The 21,414-nt window shown below is 70.3% G+C and carries 17 protein-coding genes; 10 read left to right on the top strand and 7 right to left on the bottom strand.

Going from position 1 to position 21,414, the window contains the following annotated elements:
- Positions 1–53: 53 nt before the first annotated feature.
- Genes cobA through CIK71_RS10640 form a run of 6 tightly spaced genes read right to left on the bottom strand, consistent with a single transcriptional unit; the run spans position 54 to position 7,659 of the window.
- Positions 54–1,625, bottom strand: a complete 1,572-nt coding sequence (gene cobA, locus CIK71_RS10665; RefSeq protein ID WP_245857481.1) for a uroporphyrinogen-III C-methyltransferase — start codon at positions 1,623–1,625, stop codon at positions 54–56.
- A 45-nt stretch (positions 1,626–1,670) separates the two neighbouring features.
- Positions 1,671–2,618, bottom strand: coding sequence for a sulfite exporter TauE/SafE family protein (locus CIK71_RS10660; RefSeq protein WP_245857478.1), 948 nt, complete (start codon positions 2,616–2,618; stop codon positions 1,671–1,673).
- Complete coding sequence (locus CIK71_RS10655; protein ID WP_096165645.1) at positions 2,599–3,990, bottom strand: sulfate adenylyltransferase subunit 1; 1,392 nt, start codon at positions 3,988–3,990, stop codon at positions 2,599–2,601. Before CIK71_RS10655 ends, CIK71_RS10660 begins: the two co-directional genes overlap by 20 nt.
- Positions 3,990–4,928, bottom strand: a complete 939-nt coding sequence (gene cysD, locus CIK71_RS10650) for a sulfate adenylyltransferase subunit CysD (protein WP_096165642.1) — start codon at positions 4,926–4,928, stop codon at positions 3,990–3,992. The genes CIK71_RS10655 and cysD overlap by 1 nt, the downstream gene beginning before the upstream one ends.
- Entirely contained in the window at positions 4,925–5,827 is a 903-nt protein-coding gene (locus tag CIK71_RS10645) for a phosphoadenylyl-sulfate reductase (protein WP_245857475.1), read from the bottom strand. Before CIK71_RS10645 ends, cysD begins: the two co-directional genes overlap by 4 nt.
- Complete coding sequence (locus tag CIK71_RS10640; RefSeq protein ID WP_096165638.1) at positions 5,824–7,659, bottom strand: nitrite/sulfite reductase; 1,836 nt, start codon at positions 7,657–7,659, stop codon at positions 5,824–5,826. Before CIK71_RS10640 ends, CIK71_RS10645 begins: the two co-directional genes overlap by 4 nt.
- A gap of 477 nt (positions 7,660–8,136) precedes the next feature.
- On the opposite strand from CIK71_RS10640, the gene CIK71_RS10635 reads away from it, so the two are divergent.
- From CIK71_RS10635 to ilvC, 3 genes are all read left to right on the top strand, one after another.
- Complete coding sequence (locus tag CIK71_RS10635; RefSeq protein ID WP_096165636.1) at positions 8,137–9,894, top strand: acetolactate synthase large subunit; 1,758 nt, start codon at positions 8,137–8,139, stop codon at positions 9,892–9,894.
- Between the two features lie 56 nt (positions 9,895–9,950).
- Positions 9,951–10,466 (top strand): acetolactate synthase small subunit, encoded by a 516-nt coding sequence (gene ilvN / locus CIK71_RS10630; RefSeq protein ID WP_096165727.1) that lies wholly within the window; start codon positions 9,951–9,953, stop codon positions 10,464–10,466.
- A 134-nt stretch (positions 10,467–10,600) separates the two neighbouring features.
- Positions 10,601–11,632 carry a ketol-acid reductoisomerase gene (gene ilvC / locus CIK71_RS10625; protein ID WP_096165634.1) on the top strand — a complete coding sequence of 344 codons (1,032 nt, stop codon included), beginning with the start codon at positions 10,601–10,603 and terminating at the stop codon, positions 11,630–11,632.
- A 123-nt stretch (positions 11,633–11,755) separates the two neighbouring features.
- Here the strand turns inward: ilvC and CIK71_RS10620 are convergent, their stop codons facing one another.
- On the bottom strand, positions 11,756–13,234 hold the full coding sequence (locus tag CIK71_RS10620) for a stealth family protein (protein WP_176485613.1): 1,479 nt from the start codon (positions 13,232–13,234) through the stop codon (positions 11,756–11,758).
- A gap of 526 nt (positions 13,235–13,760) precedes the next feature.
- On the opposite strand from CIK71_RS10620, the gene serA reads away from it, so the two are divergent.
- The 7 genes from serA to CIK71_RS10585 all read left to right on the top strand — a co-directional run bounded on the left by serA (position 13,761) and on the right by CIK71_RS10585 (position 21,347).
- Positions 13,761–15,368, top strand: coding sequence for a phosphoglycerate dehydrogenase (gene serA, locus CIK71_RS10615; protein ID WP_096165626.1), 1,608 nt, complete (start codon positions 13,761–13,763; stop codon positions 15,366–15,368).
- Positions 15,369–15,396: 28 nt separating this feature from the next.
- Complete coding sequence (locus CIK71_RS10610; RefSeq protein ID WP_096165624.1) at positions 15,397–16,476, top strand: 3-isopropylmalate dehydrogenase; 1,080 nt, start codon at positions 15,397–15,399, stop codon at positions 16,474–16,476.
- 40 nt (positions 16,477–16,516) lie between these two features.
- Positions 16,517–17,608: a branched-chain amino acid aminotransferase gene (locus CIK71_RS10605; protein ID WP_096165622.1), complete on the top strand. Its 1,092-nt coding sequence runs from the start codon at positions 16,517–16,519 to the stop codon at positions 17,606–17,608.
- 7 nt (positions 17,609–17,615) lie between these two features.
- Positions 17,616–19,238, top strand: coding sequence for a citramalate synthase (gene cimA / locus CIK71_RS10600; protein ID WP_096165621.1), 1,623 nt, complete (start codon positions 17,616–17,618; stop codon positions 19,236–19,238).
- A 59-nt stretch (positions 19,239–19,297) separates the two neighbouring features.
- Positions 19,298–19,822: a glycine cleavage system transcriptional repressor gene (locus tag CIK71_RS10595; protein ID WP_096165619.1), complete on the top strand. Its 525-nt coding sequence runs from the start codon at positions 19,298–19,300 to the stop codon at positions 19,820–19,822.
- Between the two features lie 128 nt (positions 19,823–19,950).
- Entirely contained in the window at positions 19,951–20,220 is a 270-nt protein-coding gene (locus tag CIK71_RS10590; protein ID WP_096165617.1) for a hypothetical protein, read from the top strand.
- 113 nt (positions 20,221–20,333) lie between these two features.
- On the top strand, positions 20,334–21,347 hold the full coding sequence (locus CIK71_RS10585; RefSeq protein WP_241964112.1) for a trypsin-like serine peptidase: 1,014 nt from the start codon (positions 20,334–20,336) through the stop codon (positions 21,345–21,347).
- The last annotated feature ends 67 nt before the right edge of the window (positions 21,348–21,414 follow it).

The raw sequence follows: 21,414 nt of genomic DNA, 5'->3' as shown, positions 1-21,414 counted from the left end.
CACTCCGGACGCTCTGGACACCCCCGACGCTCGGGGCCCGGGACCCCTCGGTCTCAGGCCCCGAGCGTCGCCTCGTACCTGTCCACGGCGATCTCCGCGACGAGCGGATGGTCACCGAGCGCAGCGGCGACCAGATCAGCGCCGGCGTCCTCGAGCTGGCTGGTGAACTGCCCTGGTGCGAGCAGGTAGTTCGCGACCACGACTCGGCGGGCGCCGGCGGCGCGCCGACTCGCGACGGCCTCGGCCACGGTGGGCGATGCCGCGGCGAGGAAGCCGACGCTCACCTCGCGGCCCAGACGCCGGGCGAGCACCCGGCCCATCTCGTGGGCCATGGCCTGCCCGGCAGGATCCCGGGTGCCGACCACGCCCATGACCACTGCGTTCTCGCTGTGGGTTCCGGCCTCCGCGAGCCGCTGCGCCATGACCTCGGCCAGGCGCGGATCGGGGCCCAGCGGCGCCCCGGCGGCCGCTTCCCGGCCCGTGACCGCGGCGGCGATGTCCTGGTTGACATGGAATCCGGTGGACAGCAGCAGCGGGACGACGACGGCCGCCGGCGCGGCGTCGTCCTCGCGGGTGCGCACGTCGGGCGCGGGCACGGAGAGGTCGGCGACCGCGTCGGCCACGTCGGGCGACTGCACATCGACATAAGCCTCGCGCACGGGGATCCCGGGGACGAGTTCGCCGATGCGTCGCAGGATCGCCCGCACCACGTCGCGTCCCTCCCGGGACCGGGTGCCGTGCGCGCAGCCGATCAGGACCGGGGCCGACGCCGCGATCGCTGCCGGGCGCGCGCTCTCGACGGCGGGGGCGGGGGCTTCTCGGCTGGGCCCACGGAGCGCGGTGCCGGAGGCGGACGGGTCCAGGAAGCCTGCGGCAGCGGTCCGGCCGACGGTGATCACCGCGGGATGGGAGATCTCGGCGTCTGCGGCCACCCGTTCGATGGTGGCCAGGGTGCCGTGCACGACCCGCTGGTCCGTGAGCGTCGCGCTCTGCACGATCGCCACGGGGGTGGAGGGGTCGACGCCGTTCAGCAGGGATTGCTCGACCAGTCGGGGCAGCCATTCCACGCCCATCATGAGCACGGTCGTGGTGCCCGGGTCCCGCAGTGCCGCGAGATCCGCCGGCCCCAGATCTCCATGGGCGTTGACGATGTGGAGCGCCACCGCAGCGCCGCGATGGGTCACCGGGACGTCCCCGACGGTGGGACCGGCGATCGCCGAGGTCACCCCGGGCACCACCTGGACCGGCACACCGGCGGCGCGGCAGGCGAGCACCTCCTCGCCGCCGCGGCCGAGCACGAAGGGGTCGCCGCCCTTGAGTCGGGCGACCCGGTGACCGGCGTGGGCCTTGCGCACCAGCAGCTCCTCGATCCCGTCCTGACGCACCGTGTGGGCGCCCGGCCGTTTGCCCACGTCGATCACCTCGACCTCGGGGCCGAGCAGCGCGGTGAGGCCGACGGGGCCCAGCCGGTCCACGATCACCACGTCGGCCTGGCGCAGCAGCGACAGTCCGCGGACGGTGATGAGGTCCAGCGCGCCCGGTCCGCCCCCGATCAGGGCCACGGCTCCTCGGTCGAGCATGGCGGTGGGCAGGGCGTCGCCGTGGGCGAGGTCGGTGGAGGGCATGGAGGGCATGGAGGTCTCTCGATCAGGACGGGACGGGAAGCTCGATCAGGAAGGAACCGGCAAGGAGGGGACAGCCTCGTCAGCCCCTGCGGGCAGGGCGCGTGAGGCCCGGTGGCGGCGCAGCGCCGCGGCGAGGAGCAGGAGACACGCCAGCGCCGCTCCGCTCTGCACCGCGAGCCGCGCCGGCGCCGGCACGGCGAGACCGCTGAGCGTCGGCCCGAGGTTCAGGGTGATGATCAGGCTCCCCACGAGCACTCCGAGGATGCCGGCGGGCAGTCGCCCGGCGAGCCGTGCCGCGAGGGGCGCGGCGAGCACGCCGCCGATCATCAGCGCGAGGGTCAGCCCGAGCGAGACCCGGTCGAGACCGAGCCCTAGCAGAAACCCGATGCTCGCGCAGACGGTGACCACGAACTCCGCAGTGGCCACGGAGCCGATCACGGTCCGCGGCGCCGTGCGGGAGGAGGTCAGCAGGGTCGAGGTCACCACCGGCCCCCAGCCTCCGCCCCCGGTCGAGTCGACGAGACCGCCGACCAGGCCGAGCGGGACCAGCAGCCCTCGCCGCGGGCTCGCACCGTCCGTCGTGACCGGCCGGCTGCGCCGGGTGACGAAGCGGACCATCACCAGGATCCCGAGGATCAGCAGCAGAGCGGACATCACCGGCGCCGCGGCCTGGAGGGACAGGGAGGACAGCACGGTCGCACCGGCCAGGGCGCCGAGCCCGCCGGGGAGCGCGAGCCTCGCCACGATCCGTCCGTCGACGTTCCGGGCCTGCCAATGGCTGGCGCCGGAGGCGAGCGTCGTGCCCAGCTGGGCGAACTTCACGGTCGCGGCGACCACGGCAGGAGCCATTCCCGTCGCGAGCAGCAGCGAGGCCGACGTGACCCCGTAGCCCATCCCGAGGGCGCCGTCGATCATCTGCGCGAGGAAGCCGGCAATCCCGGCGGGCAGCAGCTCCAGGAGCACGACGGCCGCCTCAGGGCCGCTCGGGATCATCGACCATCCCGGCGGCGAGAGTGGTGGCGTCCTGAGGGTCGATCACGATGAAGGCGCCGCCCGTCCGGGAGGTCAAGTACGCCTCCACGGGGAGGGCCTGGGCGAGGTCCAGATCCACGCGGACGAGGTCGTTGAGCTCGGCCTGGTCGGCCGGTTCGTGCTCGAGGGTGGAGATGTCCAGGCGATCCCGGACCGCGGTCACACGGGCCTGCACCGTGCGGGTCCCGTGCTTGATCAGCACGCGGGAGCCCGCCCGCAGCGGACGCTCGGACAACCAGCACAGCACGGCGGAGAAGCTGTCGCTGGGGGAGGGCACGTCCCCGGCGGCGAGCAGATCCCCGCGGGAGACGTCGACGTCCTCGCTCAGCCGCAGGGTGACGGACAGGCCTGCTTCGGCGCGCTGCACGCCGGAGCGGTCCAGATCGATCCCGGCCACCGTGGTGGCGCGGCCGGATCCGGCAATGGTCACCCGGTCACCGACCTCGACCGTCCCGGAGGTGATGAGCCCCGCGTAGCCGCGGTAGTCGACGTGCGTGGCGTCCCGGGCACCGTGCTGGGGACGGATCACCAGCTGGACCGGCATCCGGAACCCGTCGTGCTGGAGGTCGCGGGCCGGCGGCAGGGACTCCAGCAGCGCCAGCAGCGTCGGCCCCGCGTACCAGGGGGTCTCCTCCGAGGCATGGACGACGTTGTCGCCGCGCAGCGCCGAGAGGGGGACCACCGGGGGCACGGCGCCGGAGAGCGCCCGGGCCACGTCGGCCAGATCGGCGGCGACCTGCTCGTGGACCCGCTGAGGATCCTCGACCAGGTCGATCTTGTTCAGGGCCACGACCACGTGGGGGACCCGCAGCAGCGCCGCCACCGCGAGATGGCGGCGGGTCTGCTCGACCACCCCGTTGCGGGCATCGACCAGCACCACGACCACGTCGGCCGTGGAGGCGCCGGTGACGGTGTTGCGCGTGTACTGGACGTGGCCCGGGGTGTCCGCCAGCACGTAGGACCTCTCGGCGGTCGCGAAGTAGCGGTAGGCGACATCGATCGTGATGCCCTGCTCCCGCTCCGCCCGCAGACCATCGGTCAACAGCGCGAGGTCCGCCAGTTCGCCGGTCCAGCCGCGGCGTCGGCTCGCGTCCTCGACAGCCGCCAGCTGGTCGGCCAGCACGGACTTCGTGTCGTGCAGCAGCCGACCGATCAGGGTCGACTTGCCGTCATCCACGCTGCCGGCGGTCGCCAGGCGCAGCAGGGTCGGCGTCACCGGGCCCGCTGCCGTGCCGTCCGTCGCCGTCCCTGTCGTCGGCCCGGTCCTCGCGGGCCCGGTGGTGCTGGCCGTGCCGGCGCCGGTCTGCTCGGTGCTCATCGTCGTCGTGCTCATCAGAAGTAGCCCTCCTTCTTGCGATCCTCCATGGCGGCCTCGGAGAGGCGGTCGTCGGCGCGGGTGGCGCCGCGTTCGGTGACCGTGGTCGCCGCGACCTCGGCGATCACCGCCTCGACGTCGCAGGCGGTGGAGGCCACGGCCCCGGTGCAGGACATGTCGCCCACGGTCCGGTAGCGCACGGTGCGCACACTGGACTCCTCGCCCTCGCCGAGGTGCACCCAGTCTCCGGGGGACAGGAGCATCCCGTCGCGTTCGACGACCTCCCGCTCATGGGCGTAGTACAGCGTCGGCAGGGCGATGCCCTCGCGGGCGATGTAGCGCCACACGTCCAGCTCGGTCCAGTTCGACAGCGGGAAGACGCGCACGTGCTCGCCGGGCCGACGCCGGGTGTTGTACAGGTCCCAGAGCTCCGGACGCTGGTTCTTGGGATCCCAGTGCCCGAAGGAGTTGCGCAGGCTCACGATGCGCTCCTTGGCACGGGCCTTGTCCTCGTCCCGCCGGCCGCCGCCGAAGACGGCGTCGAAACGATGCTCCTCGATCGCGTCGAGCAGCGGCAGGGTCTGCAGGGGGTTTCGGGTGCCGTCGCTGCGCTCCTGCAGCCGGCCGTCGTCGAGGTAGTCCTGGACGGAGGCGACGTAGAGCTGGACGCCGTAGTGCTCCACGGCAGCGTCGCGGAACTGCAGCACCTCGGGGAAGTTGTGCCCGGTGTCCACGTGGAGCACCGGGAAGGGGACCGGCGCCGGCCAGAGCGCCTTCGCGGCGAGGTGCAGCATCACCACGGAGTCCTTGCCTCCGGAGAACAGCATCACGGGGCGTTCGAGCTCGCCGACCACCTCGCGGATGATGTGGAGGGCCTCGCTCTCGAGCGCATCGAGCAGGTCGGGGTGCCGGCGGGCGGTGTCCACGGCGTGTGGGTCCTGGACCGGAGTCGTCATGTGGGCTCCTGGGTGGTGTCGACGGTGAGCAGGGACAGAGGGGCGATGGTGGAGGGGGAGTCACCGGCCGGGTGGAGGCCGCACTCGGTCTTGTCGGAGTCGGCCCAGCGGCCGGCGCGGGGGTCCTCGCCCGGGGCGACGGCGCGAGTGCACGGCGCGCAGCCGATGCTCGGGTAGCCCTGCTCCAGCAGTGGGTTCTCCGGCAGGCCGTGGTCATGGGAGTACCCCATGAGCTGTCCGAACGACCAGGTGACCAGGGGGTTGATCTTCACCAGGTCGAAGGCCTCGTCATAGGTGACCAGGGGAGTGTCGGCACGGGTGGGGCCCTCCTCCCGGCGCACCCCGGTGACCCAGGCGTCGTAGCCGGACAGTGCCCGGCGCAGCGGGTCCACCTTGCGCAGTGCGCAGCAGGCGGCAGGATCGCGGTCGTGGAGCTGGGCGCCGAGGTCGGCATCCTGCTGGGGCACCGTGCGCTCGGGGAGCACGTCGACCACCGTCACGTCGAGCTCACGCGCCACGCGGTCGCGAGTCCGGAGGGTCTCGGGGAAGTGGTATCCGGTCTCGAGGAAGAGCACGTCCACGCCGGGGAGGTGCTGGGAGACGACGTGGGGGAGCACGGCATCGGCCATGCTGCAGGCGACGGCGAGGTCGGCGCCGAAGGTGTGTGCTGCCCAGGCGCTGACGGCGGCGGCGAGCTCATCGGGAGCCAGGGTCTCCTCGAGAGCGGCGAAGCGCGCCGAGGCCTCCTCGGCGAGCGCCCGCAGAGCAGCCGTGCGCGCGGCGGGGTCTGCCCGGGCATCAGCGGCGGCGGTGGTCGCATCGCAGGTCCGGGCGGCGGCGGGCCGGGCGGGCTCGTCGGCGCTGGTGGTCTGGACATGGGTGGTGCTCCGGCGGGTCATCGCAGCTCCTCGTCCTCGGCGCGGTGGGCCCAGACGGCGAAGGACTCGCCGGGGGCTCGGGATCCGACGAAGCGCCGCACGACGCGTTCGACGTAGTCGGGGAGATCGCGGGCGGCGACCTTGTGCTGGCGCAGGGTGCGGCCGAGCTGGGGCTGCTCGAGCCCGGGGGCGGCCAGAGAGCCGCCCAGGTGCACCTGGAACCCGGGCAGCTGCTCCCCCTCCTCGGTGGTGACGATCTGGCCCTTCAGCCCGATGTCCGCCGTCTGGATCCGGGCGCAGGAGTTCGGGCAGCCGTTCACGTGCAGGCTGATGGAGTCCTCGAGCTGCGGCGTGATGTCGCGGAGCCGGTCCTCCAGCACCGAGATGGTGTGTGCGGCGGTGTCCTTGGTGTCGACGATCGCGAGCTTGCAGAACTCGAGCCCGGTGCACGCCATGGTGGAGCGCCGGAACGGGCTGGGACGGGTGCTGAGTCCGAGCTGATCGAGCCCTGTCAGCAGCTCATCGACCCCGTCGGTGGGGACACCGAGCACCACGACGCTCTGGAACGGTGTCAGCCGGACCGCCTCCGCACCCACCGTCTCGACCAGGTCCGCCAGGGCGCTCAGCAGCCCGCCTCCGACGCGGCCCACCGTGGTGGTCGCGCCGACATACACGCGGCCGTCCTTCTGGGGGTGGACGCCGACGTGGTCGGCAGGGCCGACGGGCGCACCGGCGGCGGGCCCGTCGGCCAGCGAGTATCCGAGGTACTCGCTCTCCAGCACCTCGCGGAACTTCTCGGGGCCCCAGGCGGCCAGGAGGAACTTCAGCCGGGCCTTGTTCCGCAGCCGGCGGTAGCCGTAGTCGCGGAAGATCCTCACCACGCCGTGCCAGACGTCGGCCGCCTGGTCCTCGCGCACGAAGGCGCCGAGCCGTTCGGCCAGTCGGGGAGTGGTGGACAGCGCGCCGCCCACCCACAGGTCGTACCCCGGGCCCAGCTCGGGGTGGACCACGCCGACCAGGGAGATGTCGTTGATCTCGTGGACCACGTCCTGGCTGGGGTGGCCGGTGACCGCGGTCTTGAACTTGCGGGGCAGGTTCGCCAGGTCGGGGTCGCCGAGGTACCGCCGCTTGATCTCCGTGATCACCGGGGTGGGATCGATGATCTCGTCGGCCGCGATCCCGGCCACCGGGCTACCGAGGAAGCCCCTCGGGGTGTCGCCGCAGGCGGTCGTCGATTCGAGGTCCACCGTGGCCAGACGTCGCCAGATCTCGGGGACGTCCTCGATCCCGACCCAGTGGTACTGGATGTTCTGCCGGTCCGAGATGTCCGCCGAGCCGCGGGCGAACTCGGTGGAGATGGTGCCCAGCACTCGCAGCGCCTGCGGGCTGAGCGCGGCGCCATCGGTGCGCACCCTCATCATGAAGTAGCGGTCCTCGAGCTCATGGGGCTCCAGCTGTGCGGTGCGCCCTCCATCGATGCCCGGCTTGCGCTGGGTGTACAGGCCCCACCAGCGGAAGCGACCGTGGAGGTCGTCATCGGGGATCGAGTCGAAACCGCCGGGAGCGTAGATCCGCTCGATGCGCTCGCGCACGTTGAGCCCGTTGTCAGCGGCCTTGATCTCCTCGTTGGCGTTCAGCGGTGCGGTGCCGTCGACCTTCCACTGCCCCTGCGGCTTGCCCGAGCGGGACGGGCGCGCCCGAGCAGGGGCGGTCTGCACTGAGGAGCCGGCAGGTTCGCTCGCAGTGGTCGCAGTGGTCGCAGTGGTCGCAGTGGTCGCAGTGGTCGCAGTGGTCGTGGCGGCCGCGGTCGGCTCAGCGGTCACAGTGGTCTCGGCGTTATCGACTCGGGGCATACGGCGATCATGACGGCTTATGTGGGTCATTACAACTACTTTGGCCCAATGTGACGCCGTGTCATGGAAAGCACTGCCGGCGCGGCCCGACGGCGGCGAGGCGGCACGGCGCCGCCCGAGCGGGTTGGCGAGGAGCCGATGAGCGGGTCGACGAGCGGGTTGACGAACGGGTCAATGAACGGGCCGACGGGCGGGCCCACAGTCAGCGGTGGACGAATCGTCTCGCGATCCGGACGGATGGCCTGTGCCACTGGGAAGGCTCTACTGTGTGTGGCATGCAGACGATCATTCTCGTAGTTACCGAGCGCGGCTGACCCCGTTCGTTTCATCGAGACGTCAACCGCGCCCCTCCCTAGCCCCAGGCGGAGGGGCTTTTTCGTGTCCTCGTTCCTGGGCGCGGAGCGATCCGGGAGGGACCGCAGTCCGCATGAGCAGTTCACCGCCTTGCCCACCGTCCGAGACGACGAAGGAGTTCCGATGAACGGACAGCAGATGACCGGCGCTCAGGCGCTGGTCGAGTCCCTCAAGCACGCCGGGGCCGAGGTCGTCTTCGGCCTTCCCGGCGGTTGCATCCTGCCCACCTACGACCCCCTGATGGATGCCGAGGACATTCGGCACATCCTGGTGCGCCATGAGCAGGGCGCGGGACACGCCGCGAGCGGCTACGCCCACGCCACCGGCAAGGTCGGCGTGTGCCTCGCCACCTCCGGCCCCGGTGCCACCAACCTCATCACCGCGATCGCCGACGCCCAGATGGACTCCATCCCGTTGGTCGCGATCACCGGTCAGGTCGGCTCCCAGTTCATCGGCACCGACGCCTTCCAGGAGGCGGACATCGTCGGCATGACGATGCCGGTGACCAAGCACAACTTCCTGGTCTCGGACGCCGACGAGATCCCCAAGGTCATCAAGCAGGCCTTCCACATCGCCTCGACCGGCCGCCCGGGCGCCGTCCTCGTGGACGTCACGAAGGACGCCCAGCAGGGGATGACGCAGTTTGTCTGGCCCGAGGGGCTGGACCTGCCCGGCTACCGCCCGGACCCGCGTCCGCACAGCAAGCAGATCCGCGAGGCCGTCTCGCTCCTGCTCGAGGCCAAGCGCCCCGTGTTCCTGCTCGGCGGCGGCGTGCTGCGCGGTCGGGCCAGCGAAGAGGTCGGCGAGCTGATCGACGTCTCCGGTGCGCCGTTCGTGACCACGCTGATGGCGCGCGGCGCGCTGCCCGACTCCCATCCCAACCACCTCGGCATGCCCGGGATGCACGGCGCCGTCTCCGCGGTCTCCGCGCTGCAGCGTTCGGATCTGATCGTGAACATCGGAGCGCGCTTCGATGACCGCGTGACCGGTGTCCTGGAGTCGTTCGCCCCGGGGGCGAAGGTGGTCCATGCGGACATCGACCCTGCGGAGATCTCCAAGAACCGCGAGGCTCAGGTGCCGATCGTCGGCCAGGCAGCGGAGGTGGCCCGTGCGATGACCGCCGAGCTGCGCGAGCGCCTCGCCGAGGACGACCCGCGGGACTACGAGGCATGGTGGAACACCATGTCGATGCTGCGGGACAACTACCCGCTGGGCTGGACCGAGACCGAGGACGGCTTCACCGCCCCGCAGAAGGTCATCTCCCGCATCGGCGCGATCTCCGGCCCGGACTCGATCTTCGTGGCGGGCGTGGGCCAGCACCAGATGTGGTCCAGCCAGTTCATCAAGTACGAGCACCCCTGCACCTGGATCAACTCCGGTGGCCTCGGGACCATGGGCTACTCGGTGCCCGCGGCGATGGGTGCGAAGGTGGGCCAGCCCGACAAGGTCGTGTGGTCCATCGACGGCGACGGATGCTTCCAGATGACCAACCAGGAGCTCGCCACCTGCGTCATCAACGACATCCCGATCAAGGTCGCGATCATCAACAACTCCAGCCTCGGCATGGTGCGCCAGTGGCAGAACCTGTTCTACGACCAGCGCTACTCCAATACCGACCTGAACACCGGGCACGGCACCCGCCGCATCCCCGACTTCGTCAAGCTCGCCGACGCCTATGGCGCGGTCGGGCTGCGCTGCGAGCGCGACGAGGACATCGACGCCACCATCGCCCAGGCGATGGAGATCAACGATCGCCCGGTGATCGTCGACTTCACCGTGAGCGCCGACGCGATGGTGTGGCCCATGGTGCCGGCCGGGGTCTCCAACGACGAGATCCAGATCGCCCAGGGCATGAGCCCCGAGTGGGAGAGGGACATCTGAACATGAGCGCCAACCAGTCCACCCAGAACACCCCGGCGAGCACCACGGACTACGTGATGACGCCGCAGAGCCAGACCCTCTCGGTGCTCGTCGAGAACAAGCCCGGTGTGCTCACCCGCGTCACCGCCCTGTTCTCGAGGCGGGCCTACAACATCTCCTCGCTCGCCGTCGGCCCGACGGAGCACCCGGAGATCTCCCGGATCACCGTGGTCGTCGACGTGGATCAGCGTCGGCTCGAGCAGATCACGAAGCAGCTCAACAAGCTGGTGAACGTCCTCAAGATCGTCCAGCTCGACGCACGGCAGACCGTCCAGCGCGAGCTGATCCTCATCAAGGTGACGGCGGACAACTCCAGCCGCACCTCGGTGCTGGAGATCGTCCAGATGTTCCGGGCGAAGGTGGTCGACGCGGCCGCCGATTCCGTGACCATCGAGGCGACCGGCACGCAGGACAAACTCTCCGCGCTGCTGGGGATGCTCGAGTCCTTCGGCGTCCGCGAGATCGTGAAGTCCGGCGAGGTCGCCATCGGCCGCGGCGGGCGGGCGATCACCGATCGCAGCCTGCTGGGCTGACCAGCACGAGCGGATCGTCCCGAATCCAGAGACGACCTCTCACTCTTCAAGACAACCGGCGATAGGATCGTCCCGTCGCCCGGCGCGCCGCCCTGAGCGCGGCGCCCGCACACACCAACACGAAGGAGCACATCGTGGCTGAGATCTACTACGACGACAACGCCGATCTGTCCATCATCCAGGGCAAGAAGGTCGCCATCGTCGGCTTCGGCTCCCAGGGCCACGCCCACGCGCTGAACCTGCGCGACAGCGGCGTCGAGGTCCGCGTCGGCCTGCGCGAGGGCTCGAAGTCCCGCGCCAAGGCCGAGGAGCAGGGCCTGGGCACCGGCTCCGTCGCCGAGGTCTCCGAGTGGGCCGACCTGATCATGATCCTCACCCCGGATCAGGACCAGCGGAAGGTCTACGCCGAGTCCATCCAGCCGCACCTCTCCGAGGGCAAGGCGCTCGCCTTCGCGCACGGCTTCAACATCCGCTTCGGCTACATCGAGGTCCCCGCGGGCGTCGACGTGCTGCTGATCGCCCCCAAGGCCCCCGGCCACACCGTGCGCCGCGAGTTCGTCGCCGGCCGCGGCATCCCGGACATCGTCGCCGTCGAGCAGGACGCCACCGGCTCCGCCTGGGACCTCGCGTTCTCCTACGCCAAGGGCATCGGCGGCACCCGCGCCGGCGTCATCAAGACCACCTTCACCGAGGAGACCGAGACCGATCTCTTCGGCGAGCAGGCCGTGCTGTGCGGCGGCATGAGCCACCTCGTCCAGGCCGGCTTCGAGACCCTCGCCGAGGCGGGCTACCAGCCCGAGATCGCCTACTTCGAGGTGCTCCACGAGCTCAAGCTGATCGTCGACCTCATGCACGAGGGCGGCATCGCCAAGCAGCGCTGGTCGATCTCGGACACCGCGGAGTACGGCGACTACGTCTCCGGCCCGCGCGTCGTGACCGACGAGACCAAGAAGGCCATGAAGGACATCCTCGGCGACATCCAGAGCGGTGCCTTCGCCAAGCGCTTTATCGAGGACCAGGACGCCGGCGCGCCCGAGTTCACGGAGCTGCGCGAGGAGGAGGCCAAGCACCAGATCGAGACCGTCGGCCGCGACCTGCGCAAGATGTTCTCCTGGAGCGCTCAGGCCGTTGACGAGGACTACACCGAGGGCAGCGCAGCGCGCTGATCGACCCCCCTGACCGCGACGGCGGGTGCACCTTCGAGGTGCACCCGCCGTTGTTGTCCGTGCATCGTGCTTCCCGGTCGCCGGTCGGGGTGACCTGATGCTGTTACGTTGTCGGGCCGCTCTTCAGCGTCCCGGGATCTCGAACGAGCCCATGTCGGGGAACCGTCGCCGCAGGAAGCTTCGGACCAGCGCATCGACGCGTGCGGGGGAGAGGTCCTGCGAGGACTCGTTGAGGCAGAACGTCTGGAGCTCATGCCGGTCCGTCATCAGGGACTCGAGCTTCTGCGGAGCGTTCGCGGCTCCGATGTTCACGTACCGGTAGCGAATGCTCCGAGTGACCGCTCGGGATGTGGCATAGGCGTAGTTCATATGCAGAGCGCCGGAGAGGGTGACGTCCTCGAGCCGACGGAATTGCGACAGGCGGGTCTGCCGGACCACCTCGGGCCAGCGTTTCTCGATCTCGTTGGAGATCGAACGACGCAGGGGGAACGGGGTGTGGAAGAGCTTGCGGCTCACCCGGCGTCCCGAGACCTCCTGCACTAGAGTGCGAGCGTTCTTCCCTGCGGAGTCCGACGCGGGTTCGCCGAGCACCGGCGCGCCGCCAGCCACCTGGGCCTTCGAGAGATACATCGAGGCGATTCCGTTAGGCCCGAAGAACAGCTCGGGGACGACGGGCGAGGAGAGGAATACGTCGTCGTTGAAGTACAGGAAGTGCTCGCTGAGACCGTCGATGCGGTGGAGGTTCGCCTCGATCGCCTGAGAGTTGAAAGTCGGCAGCGCGGTGCCCTCGGGAGCGATCTCCGTGTGGTCGACGACGGTGATCCAGGGATCATCCTCCCGCAACCACGGCGGGCGCTGCTGATCGGTGACGAGATAGACGTGTCGCACCCAGGGGGCGTACATCTCGAGAGCTCGCAGCGAATACCGCAGCTCGTCATGGGCGATGAAGCGCAGATCCGATGCGGCGTCGTCGGACATCTCCTCACCGTGGAGCGCATCGAGGACCGAGCGCTTACGGGCGATCCAGGCCGGATCGGTGCCGTCTACCCAGGTGTAGACCACATCGATCGGGAAGGTGATCTCCATGAGGTTATCTGCGAGCAGCGGCTCGCGGGCATCGAGCACGTGCTGGGGCGGATCGATCAGCGGGCTGAAGGCTGACGTGGCGATGTATCCCGTACGCGGGGATCCCAGGCGCGGCACGACGGCGTCCTCGTTCGGAGTTCCTGGCTTCCCAGTGCTCCATCGCTCGATCCGCACTGCGCAGTCGAAACCGAACCGCTTCACCGCGATGCCGTCGTGGCGCGCGACGGCAGGACGCAGCAGGTACAAGACTCGTGAGGTCCGGAAGGCCTCGATGTCCATCGAGTCCACATACAGGGGACGAGAAGGGTGTGAGCGTCGTGAACTGCCGCCGTAGAGCATCTCGAGTCCGCTGTGCCGCAGGGCAGTCAACATCGTTTCCCAGTCGTCCTCGCGCACGCCGAAGACGATGTCGGAGACGGACAGTGACCGATGGGGCAGGAAGGGGATATTTCGCAGCTCGAACAGCTTCGCCACCTCTGCGCGCAGATCACTACGGAAAGCTTCGGGCGACTTCATGGGCACATCGACTGCGGGCAGCTCGCGCTCGAAGTGCGGCGCGAGTGCGTCGAACGCGTGCCGAGTCCGTGCGGAGAAAAGGCGGAGCGAAGCGTCGGACTGGCGGACTTTCCGTCGGCGGAGATCGCGCCGCACAGTTCTCTCCACGATCTTTCGGGCATGTCCGATCCGTCGGACCATCCGCGCCATGCGGTTCCTCCTGAGGTGTACTTCTCCGTGGGCTCCGCTCAACCTCGCATCCGAAGGGCGGGAGATCCTCGAGGGCGAACGACCGCTCGCGGCTCAAGGCCCGGCGATGTTACCAGGGGGGAGAAGGATTCCTGCCACGGGCCTCCGGCCAAGTGACGGATGGAGGCGCACCGAGGAGCACGCCCCAGCCTCGACGGTTCACCGGTCCACTGGTCCAGGATCCCGTCTCATCCCGTGACCTCCGTGACCGTATGGCGGACAGCGGTCTAAGCTGTCCCGGTACCCGTCGCCCTCGAGGATGCGTGCGACGACAACCATCCGTACTGGAGGAGTTTCCGTGACGCGTCCCGTCGTGCTCATTGCAGAAGAGCTGTCGCCCGCGACCGTCGAGGTCCTGGGGTCAGAGGTCGAGGTCAAGAACGTGGACGGCACCGACCGTGCCGCGCTGCTGGCCGCTGTCAAGGATGCGGACGCACTCCTGGTGCGCTCTGCCACCCAGGTCGATGCCGAGGTCTATGCCGCAGCCGACCACCTGAAGGTCGTCGCCCGTGCGGGCGTGGGCCTGGACAACGTGGACGTGCCCGGTGCGACCAACGCCGGCGTCATGGTCATCAACGCGCCGACCTCCAACATCGTCTCCGCCGCCGAGCTCGCGATCACGCTGATCCTCTCCTCGCTGCGCAACCTCGGCCGCGCGGACTCCTCCGTGAAGGCAGGCCGCTGGGAGCGGAAGCAGCTGACCGGTGTCGAGCTGCTGGAGAAGACCGTCGGCGTGGTGGGCTTCGGCCGCATCGGCCAGCTGGTCGCCGAGCGCCTGCGTCCCTTCGGCGTGACCCTCCTGGCCTATGACCCCTACGTGAACCACGCACGCGCCGCCGAGCTCGGCGCCCGGGTGGTCGAGCTCGACGAGCTGATGCGCGAGGCGGACATCGTCACCGTGCACATGCCCAAGACGCCCGAGACCACCGGGCTCATCGGCGCCGAGCAGTTCGCGCTCGCGAAGCCGAACCTGCACATCGTCAACGCTGCTCGCGGCGGCCTGATCGACGAGGAGGCGCTCTACGAGGCGCTCAGCAGCGGCCGTATCGCCGGCGCGGGCCTGGACGTCTACTCCTCGGAGCCGCCCGCCAGCTCCGAGAGCGCCAAGCGCCTGCTCGAGCTCGACAACATCACCCTGACCCCGCACCTCGGTGCCTCCACCGCCGAGGCGCAGGAGAAGGCCGGCGTGGCCGTCGCCAAGTCCGTGCGGCTCGCCCTGGCCGGCGAGCTCGTGCCGGACGCCGTGAACGTCGCCGGTGGCGCGATCGACGACCTGGTGCGCCCGGGCGTGGCCCTCGCCGACCGACTCGGCCAGCTGTTCACCGTGCTGGCGGGGGAGGCCCCCGAGCTGCTCGACATCGAGGTGCACGGCGAGCTCGCCACCCGCGATGTGACGGCCCTGAAGCTCTCCGCGCTGCGCGGCCTCTTCCGCAACGTCGTCACCGAGCAGGTCAGCTATGTCAACGCTCCCGTGCTGGCCGAGGAGCGCGGCATCACCGTGCAGCTCGTCACCGATGAGCACACCGAGCGCTTCCGCAACGTGGTCACCGTGCGCGGCACGCTGCGCAGCGGCGAGGTCGTCTCGGTATCCGGCACGCTGAGCGGCGTGGACCAGGAGCACAAGCTCACCGAGGTCGTCGGCCATGCCCTCGACGTCCCCCTCAGCGACCACCTGCTGATCATCCGCTACGAGGACGGCCCCGGCCTGATCGGCCAGTACGGCCTCCGCCTCGGCGAGGCCGGCGTGAACATCGCCGGCATGCAGGTCTCCCGGGCGGGCGACGTCCAGGGCTCCGAGGCCCTCGTGGTCCTGGATCTGGACGAGTCCATCGACCGGGAGTTCGCCGAGGAGCTGGGTGCGAGCATCGGCGCGCACTCGATCCACGCCGTCGACCTCGTGTACTGACATCCCCCGCAGAATCGGAGCCCACGCCATGAGCACCACCAGCGCCCCCGCCTCGTCGCCCGTCCTCAAGCTCGCCGTCATCGAAGGTGACGGCATCGGCAAGGAGGTCGTGCCCCAGGGACTGCGCGCCCTGCGCGCCGCCCTCGAGCCGATCGGCGTCACCGTCGAGACCACGGACTTCGACCTCGGGGCGGGCCGCTGGCACCGCACCGGTGAGACGCTCACCGATGAGGACATGGAGCGCCTGGCCGAGCACGACGCGATCCTGCTCGGCGCGGTCGGCGACCCCGAGGTGCCCTCGGGCGTCCTCGAGCGCGGCCTGCTGCTCAAGCTCCGCTTCGGCTTCGATCACTACGTGAACCTGCGCCCCACCAAGCTGATGCCGGGCGTGGCCTCCCCGCTGAAGGATCCGGGCGACATGGACTTCCTGGTGGTGCGCGAGGGCACCGAGGGCCCCTACGTCGGCAACGGCGGGTCCATGCGCACCGGCACCGATCTCGAGGTCGCCACCGAGGTCTCGCTGAACACCGCCGTGGGCGTCGAGCGCGTGGTGCGCTACGCCTTCGAGCAGGCCGAGGCGCGCCGCAAGAAGCTCACCCTGGTGCACAAGCACAACGTGCTGGTCCACGCCGGCCACCTGTGGCGCCGCATCGTCGAGGAGGTCGGCGCCGAGCACCCGGACGTCGCCGTGGACTACGCCCACGTCGACGCCGCCATGATCTACCTCGCGACCGACCCGGGACGCTTCGACGTGATCGTCACCGACAACCTCTTCGGCGACATCGTCACCGATCTGGCCGCAGCCGTCGGCGGCGGAATCGGGCTGGCCGCGAGCGGCAACCTCAACCCCTCCGGCGCCTACCCCTCGATGTTCGAACCGGTCCACGGCTCCGCCCCGGACATCGCCGGGCAGAACCTGGCCGACCCCACCGCGACGGTGCTGTCGGTCGCCCTGCTGCTGGACCACCTCGGTCACGTCGAGCCGGCCGCCGCCGTGCGCGCCGCCGTCGAGTCGGACCTCGCCGCCCGGACGGACTCCGAGGAGCTCGCCCGCCGCGGCACCACGCAGATCGGCGACGCCCTGGTCGCCGCGATCTCCGGCCGCTGACACCATCCACCTGACCGACTCGACTTCGAGGAGAGCCCCCATGAGCGCGCTGCAGTTCACCCAGACCGACCGGACCCGCCGCATCGGCGATGTCGAGCGCGCCCAGATCCTCGCCGACCCCGGTTTCGGCAGGTACTACACCGACTTCATGGCCCACGCCTCGTGGACCCGGGAGAACGGCTGGGGAGGATCCGAGGTCATCCCCTTCGGGCCGCTCTCGCTCTCGCCCGCGACCGCGGTGCTGCACTACGGGCAGGAGATCTTCGAGGGGCTCAAGGCGTTCCGGCACGCCGACGGCTCCGTGTGGACCTTCCGGCCGGAGCGCAACGCCGAGCGTCTGCAGCGCTCCGCCCGTCGTCTCGCCCTGCCCGAGCTGTCCGTCGAGGACTTCCTGGAGTCGTTGAAGGCCGTCGTCGCGGCCGACGAGCCCTGGGTGCCCGAGGCCACCAGCGAGGAGTCGCTGTACCTGCGCCCGTTCATGTTCGCCTCCGAGGAGTTCCTCGGGGTGCGGACCTCCCACGCAGTGGACTATTACGTGATCGCTTCCCCGGCGGGCCCGTACTTCCCCCGCGGGGTGCAGCCGCTCGTCGTGTGGATCACCGATGAGTACGCGCGTGCCGGCGCCGGGGGCACCGGCGCCGCCAAGTGCGGCGGCAACTACGCCTCCTCGCTGCTGGGCAAGGACGAGGCCGCCGAGCACGGGGCCGACGAGGTCCTCTTCCTGGACTCCGAGACGCACACCAGCATCGACGAGCTCTCCGGGATGAACGTCTTCGCGATCACCCGCGACGGCCGTCTCCTCACCCCGTCCCTGACCGGATCGATCCTGGAGGGCGTGACCCGCGAGTCGATCCTGCGCCTGGCCGAGGACCGCGGGCTCGAGGTCGTCGAGCAGAAGCTGGTCATGAGCGAGCTGCTCGAGCAGCTCGGCTCCGGGGAGATCACCGAGATGTTCGCGTGCGGCACCGCCGCCGTGATCAATCCGATCGGCGAGTTCCGCGCCCACGGCGGCACCTGGAGCGTCGGCGACGGCGGCTCCGGGGAGATCACCCTCTCGCTGCGCCAGGAGCTCACCGATATCCAGTACGGCCGGATCCCCGACCGTCATGGCTGGCTCACCCGATTGGTCTGAGGCGACGATGAACGCACCGCGCACTGCTCCGCTGGCCGCCTTCCACATCTACGACACCACCCTGCGGGACGGCTCCCAGCAGGAGGGCCTGACCCTCTCGGTGGCGGACAAGCTCGCCGTCGCTCGGCTCCTCGACGAACTCGGGGTGACCTACCTCGAGGGCGGATGGCCCGGGGCGGTGCCGCGCGACACCGAGTTCTTCGCCCGGGCGGCGACCGAGCTCGAGCTGCGCACCGCACGTCTGGCCGCCTTCGGAGCAACGCGCAAGGCCGGTGTCGCGGTCGCGGAGGACACGCAGGTGGCGGCGCTCGTCGACTCCCAGGCGCCGACCATCACCCTGGTCGCGAAGTCCGATATCCGTCACGTGCGCGGGGCACTGCGCACCACCGGTGAGGAGAACCTCGCGATGGTGCGCGACACCGCCGAGCACCTCACGGGCCTGGGACGCGAGGTCTTCGTCGACGCCGAGCACTTCTTCGACGGGTTCGAGCACGACGGCGACTACACGACCTCCGTCGTGGCCGCCGCCTTCGACGCCGGCGCTGAGGTGGTCGTGCTGTGCGACACCAACGGCGGGATGCTCCCGCACCGGGTCACCGAGATCATCGAGGACCTGCGCGGTCGCCTCGCGGCCGTGGGCCACGGCAACGCGCGGCTGGGCGTGCACACCCACAACGACTCCGGTTGCGCCGTCGCCAACGCACTGACGGCGGTCCGCGCGGGCATCACCCACGTCCAGGGGTGCGTGAACGGCTACGGGGAGCGCACCGGCAACGCCGACCTGCTCACCCTGGTCGCGGACCTCCAGCTGAAGATGGGGATGGAGCTCGTCGACCCCGACGTGCTCTCCGAGATGACCCGCATCGCGCAGGCCATCGGCGAGATCGTGAACATGCCCGTCGGCCACCGCGCCCCGTACGTCGGGGCGAGCGCCTTCGCCCACAAGGCCGGTCTGCATGCCAGTGCGATCCGCGTGGACCCGGATCTCTACCAGCACATCGATCCCCGTGACGTCGGCAACGACATGCGCATGATCATCTCCGACATGGCCGGCCGGGCCTCGATCGAGCTCAAGGGCCGCGAGCTGGGCTTCGACCTCGCCGGCAACCAGGACCTGCTCTCGCGCCTGGCGGCCACGATCAAGCAGCGCGAGGCGGCCGGCTACTCCTACGAGGCGGCCGACGCCTCCTTCGAGCTGCTCCTGCTGGATCAGCTCGGCGAGGTGCCGCAGTACGTCGACGTCGAGTCCTGGCGGGCCACGTCCCAGCTGGGCCGCGACGGCACCCTCGAGAGCGAGGCCACCGTGAAGCTCGTGGCCACGGGCGCAGGGGAGCCGGAGCGCAAGGTCGCGATCGCCGAGGGCAACGGCCCGGTCAACGCCCTGGACCTGGCCCTGCGGGCCGCTCTGCGCGACCGCTTCCCGATGATCGACGAGTTCGAGCTGCAGGACTTCAAGGTGCGCATCCTCGATGCGCAGCACGGCACCGACGCCACCACCCGGGTGCTCGTGCGCACCTCCGGGCGCGGGCTCGAGTTCCAGACAGTCGGCGTCGGCCCCAACGTCATCGAAGCCTCGTGGGAGGCCGTCTTCGACGCGTACACCTACGGGCTCTACAAGTCCGGTATCTGATCCCGCAATGATCCCGCAGAGGCCCTGCCGGCGCGCAGGGGAGGGGCTAGCCTGAGCCCATGACGACCTACGTGCTGACCGCCATCGGAGACGACCGCCCCGGCCTCGTCGCAGCCCTCGCCGCCGCCGTGGACGAGCACGGAGGCAGCTGGGTCGACAGCCAGCTCGCCCTGCTCGCCGGGAAGTTCGCCGGCATCGTCCAGGTGGAGCTGCCGGACGAGCACGCCCCCTCCTTCCTCGACGCCCTCCCCACCCTCTCCGAGCAGGTCGGCCTCGACGTCGTGGCCAGCGCCGGGGCCGGCGGTGACGACGAGGCCACGGGCCGCTCGCTGCAGCTGCACCTGCTGGGCCAGGACCGCACCGGGATGGTGCGCGAGGTGACCACCGCGCTCACCTCCCAGGGCGCGACCATCGACGGGCTGCGCAGCTGGACCCGCGAAGCGCCCGAGGGCGGCGGCATGCTCTTCGAGGCGGAGGCCGAGGTGCGCCTCGCCGGGGGCGCCGACGAGGACGGCATCCGCGATGCCCTCGAGCAGATCGCCGCGGAGCTCATGGTCGACCTGGAGCTCGACTCCCTCGAGTGATCGGGAGCGGCCGTGAGGGTGACCACACGGGCGATTGGTAGGTTCACGGGCATGGAACACACACTCCAGCTCTGCCCAGGCCCGCGCACCTCTGTGAGCCTCTCGAACGAGGCCTCCGGAGCAGCCGTATGACCGCCCGACGATCCCAGGATCCGACCGCGCGCGAGCACGACGAGGGCATCTCCTCGGCCGCCGAGCACTGGACCCCGCAGCGCCGTCGGAACGCGATTCCCGCCCTTCGCAAGGCCCCGCACCCCACAACCCTACCGAGCGGTCAGGAAGATCCTGAGAGACGTGTCGCCGCGAGCGAGGAGCGGGCGCTCGATTCGGAGAAGCCCGAGCCCACCTGCGAGAACGGATATGCAGCGACTGGTGAGGACTCGCCGCAGCAGGAGTGACCGGACGGTCACTAAGCGCTCTCACAGCAGTGGCGTGAAGGGGATCACACCGTCTAGCGTGGTCGCGCGGTCCTCCTCAGACCGTTCCCGTTCCCCTCCGAAAGGACCCCGCGATGAGTTTCTCCCCGGATGATCAGGACGACAGCAGACACCGCCCGGCACGCTTTCGCCGTGGCATCAGGACGGCAGGGGGACTCGCCTTCGCCGCCGCCCTGAGCCTGGGAGGGGCCGGGCTCGCCACCGCCGATCCGACCGGCGACAGCGCTCTGGAGACCACGACCCTCTCGACTGCTGAGCAGGATGCGGCCGTGGGGTACTGGACCGAGGAGCGCATGCAGGCCGCCACCCCTGCCGACGACCTCGTCGACGAGGCCGATGCCCCGGACGGTCAGGTCGAGAGCTCCGAGACCGCACGGATCCCGGCCGCCGAGGCCTCCCCGCAGGCCGAGACCGCCCGCAGCGCCGAGGCCCAGCCCGCCGCCGCGGCAGACACCGACCACATCGGCAAGGTCTTCTTCACCGTGAACGGCACCGACTACGTGTGCTCGGGCAACTCCGTCGCCTCCGACAACGGCTCGACCGTCTCGACCGCGGGGCACTGCACGAACGAGGCAGGCGCCTGGGCCAGCAACTGGGTGTTCGCTCCCGGCTACGACCAGGGCGAGACCCCGTACGGCCTGTGGAGCGCCTCGGACCTGTTCTCGACCGAGCAGTGGATCAGCTCCGAGGATCTCGACTACGACGTCGCCTTCGCGGTCGTCGAGCCCGAGAGCGGCAGCGCCTCGCTCGCGGACACCGTCGGCGCCTCCGGGATCGAGTTCAACACCGAGCGCGGTGCGCTCTACACGTCCTTCGGCTACCCGGCCGCCAGCCCGTTCGACGGCGAGAGCCTCGAGCAGTGCCAGGACACCGGCTCCGATGACACCCTCGGCGGATCCGATGACCAGGGCATCGACTGCGACATGACCGGTGGCTCCTCCGGTGGCCCCTGGTTCGTGGGCGACGGCCCCTCCGGCTACCAGATCTCCGTGAACAGCTTCGGCTACAACTCGCAGCCGAACGTCATGTACGGCCCGTACCTCGGTGACGTCGCCCAGCAGGTCTACGACGAGGCCGCTGCGGCCTGATCCGCGCGGACCTCTTCGTCGGGCGGCCGGTGTCTGTGAAGGCGCCGGCCGTCCGCTCGTCCGCTGC

Origin of the sequence: Brachybacterium alimentarium (genome assembly GCF_002332425.1) — a bacterium.
Taxonomy (GTDB): domain Bacteria; phylum Actinomycetota; class Actinomycetes; order Actinomycetales; family Dermabacteraceae; genus Brachybacterium; species Brachybacterium alimentarium.
The sequence above is the reverse complement of the archived record's forward strand: the minus strand, read 5'-3'. Positions and strand labels throughout refer to the sequence as shown.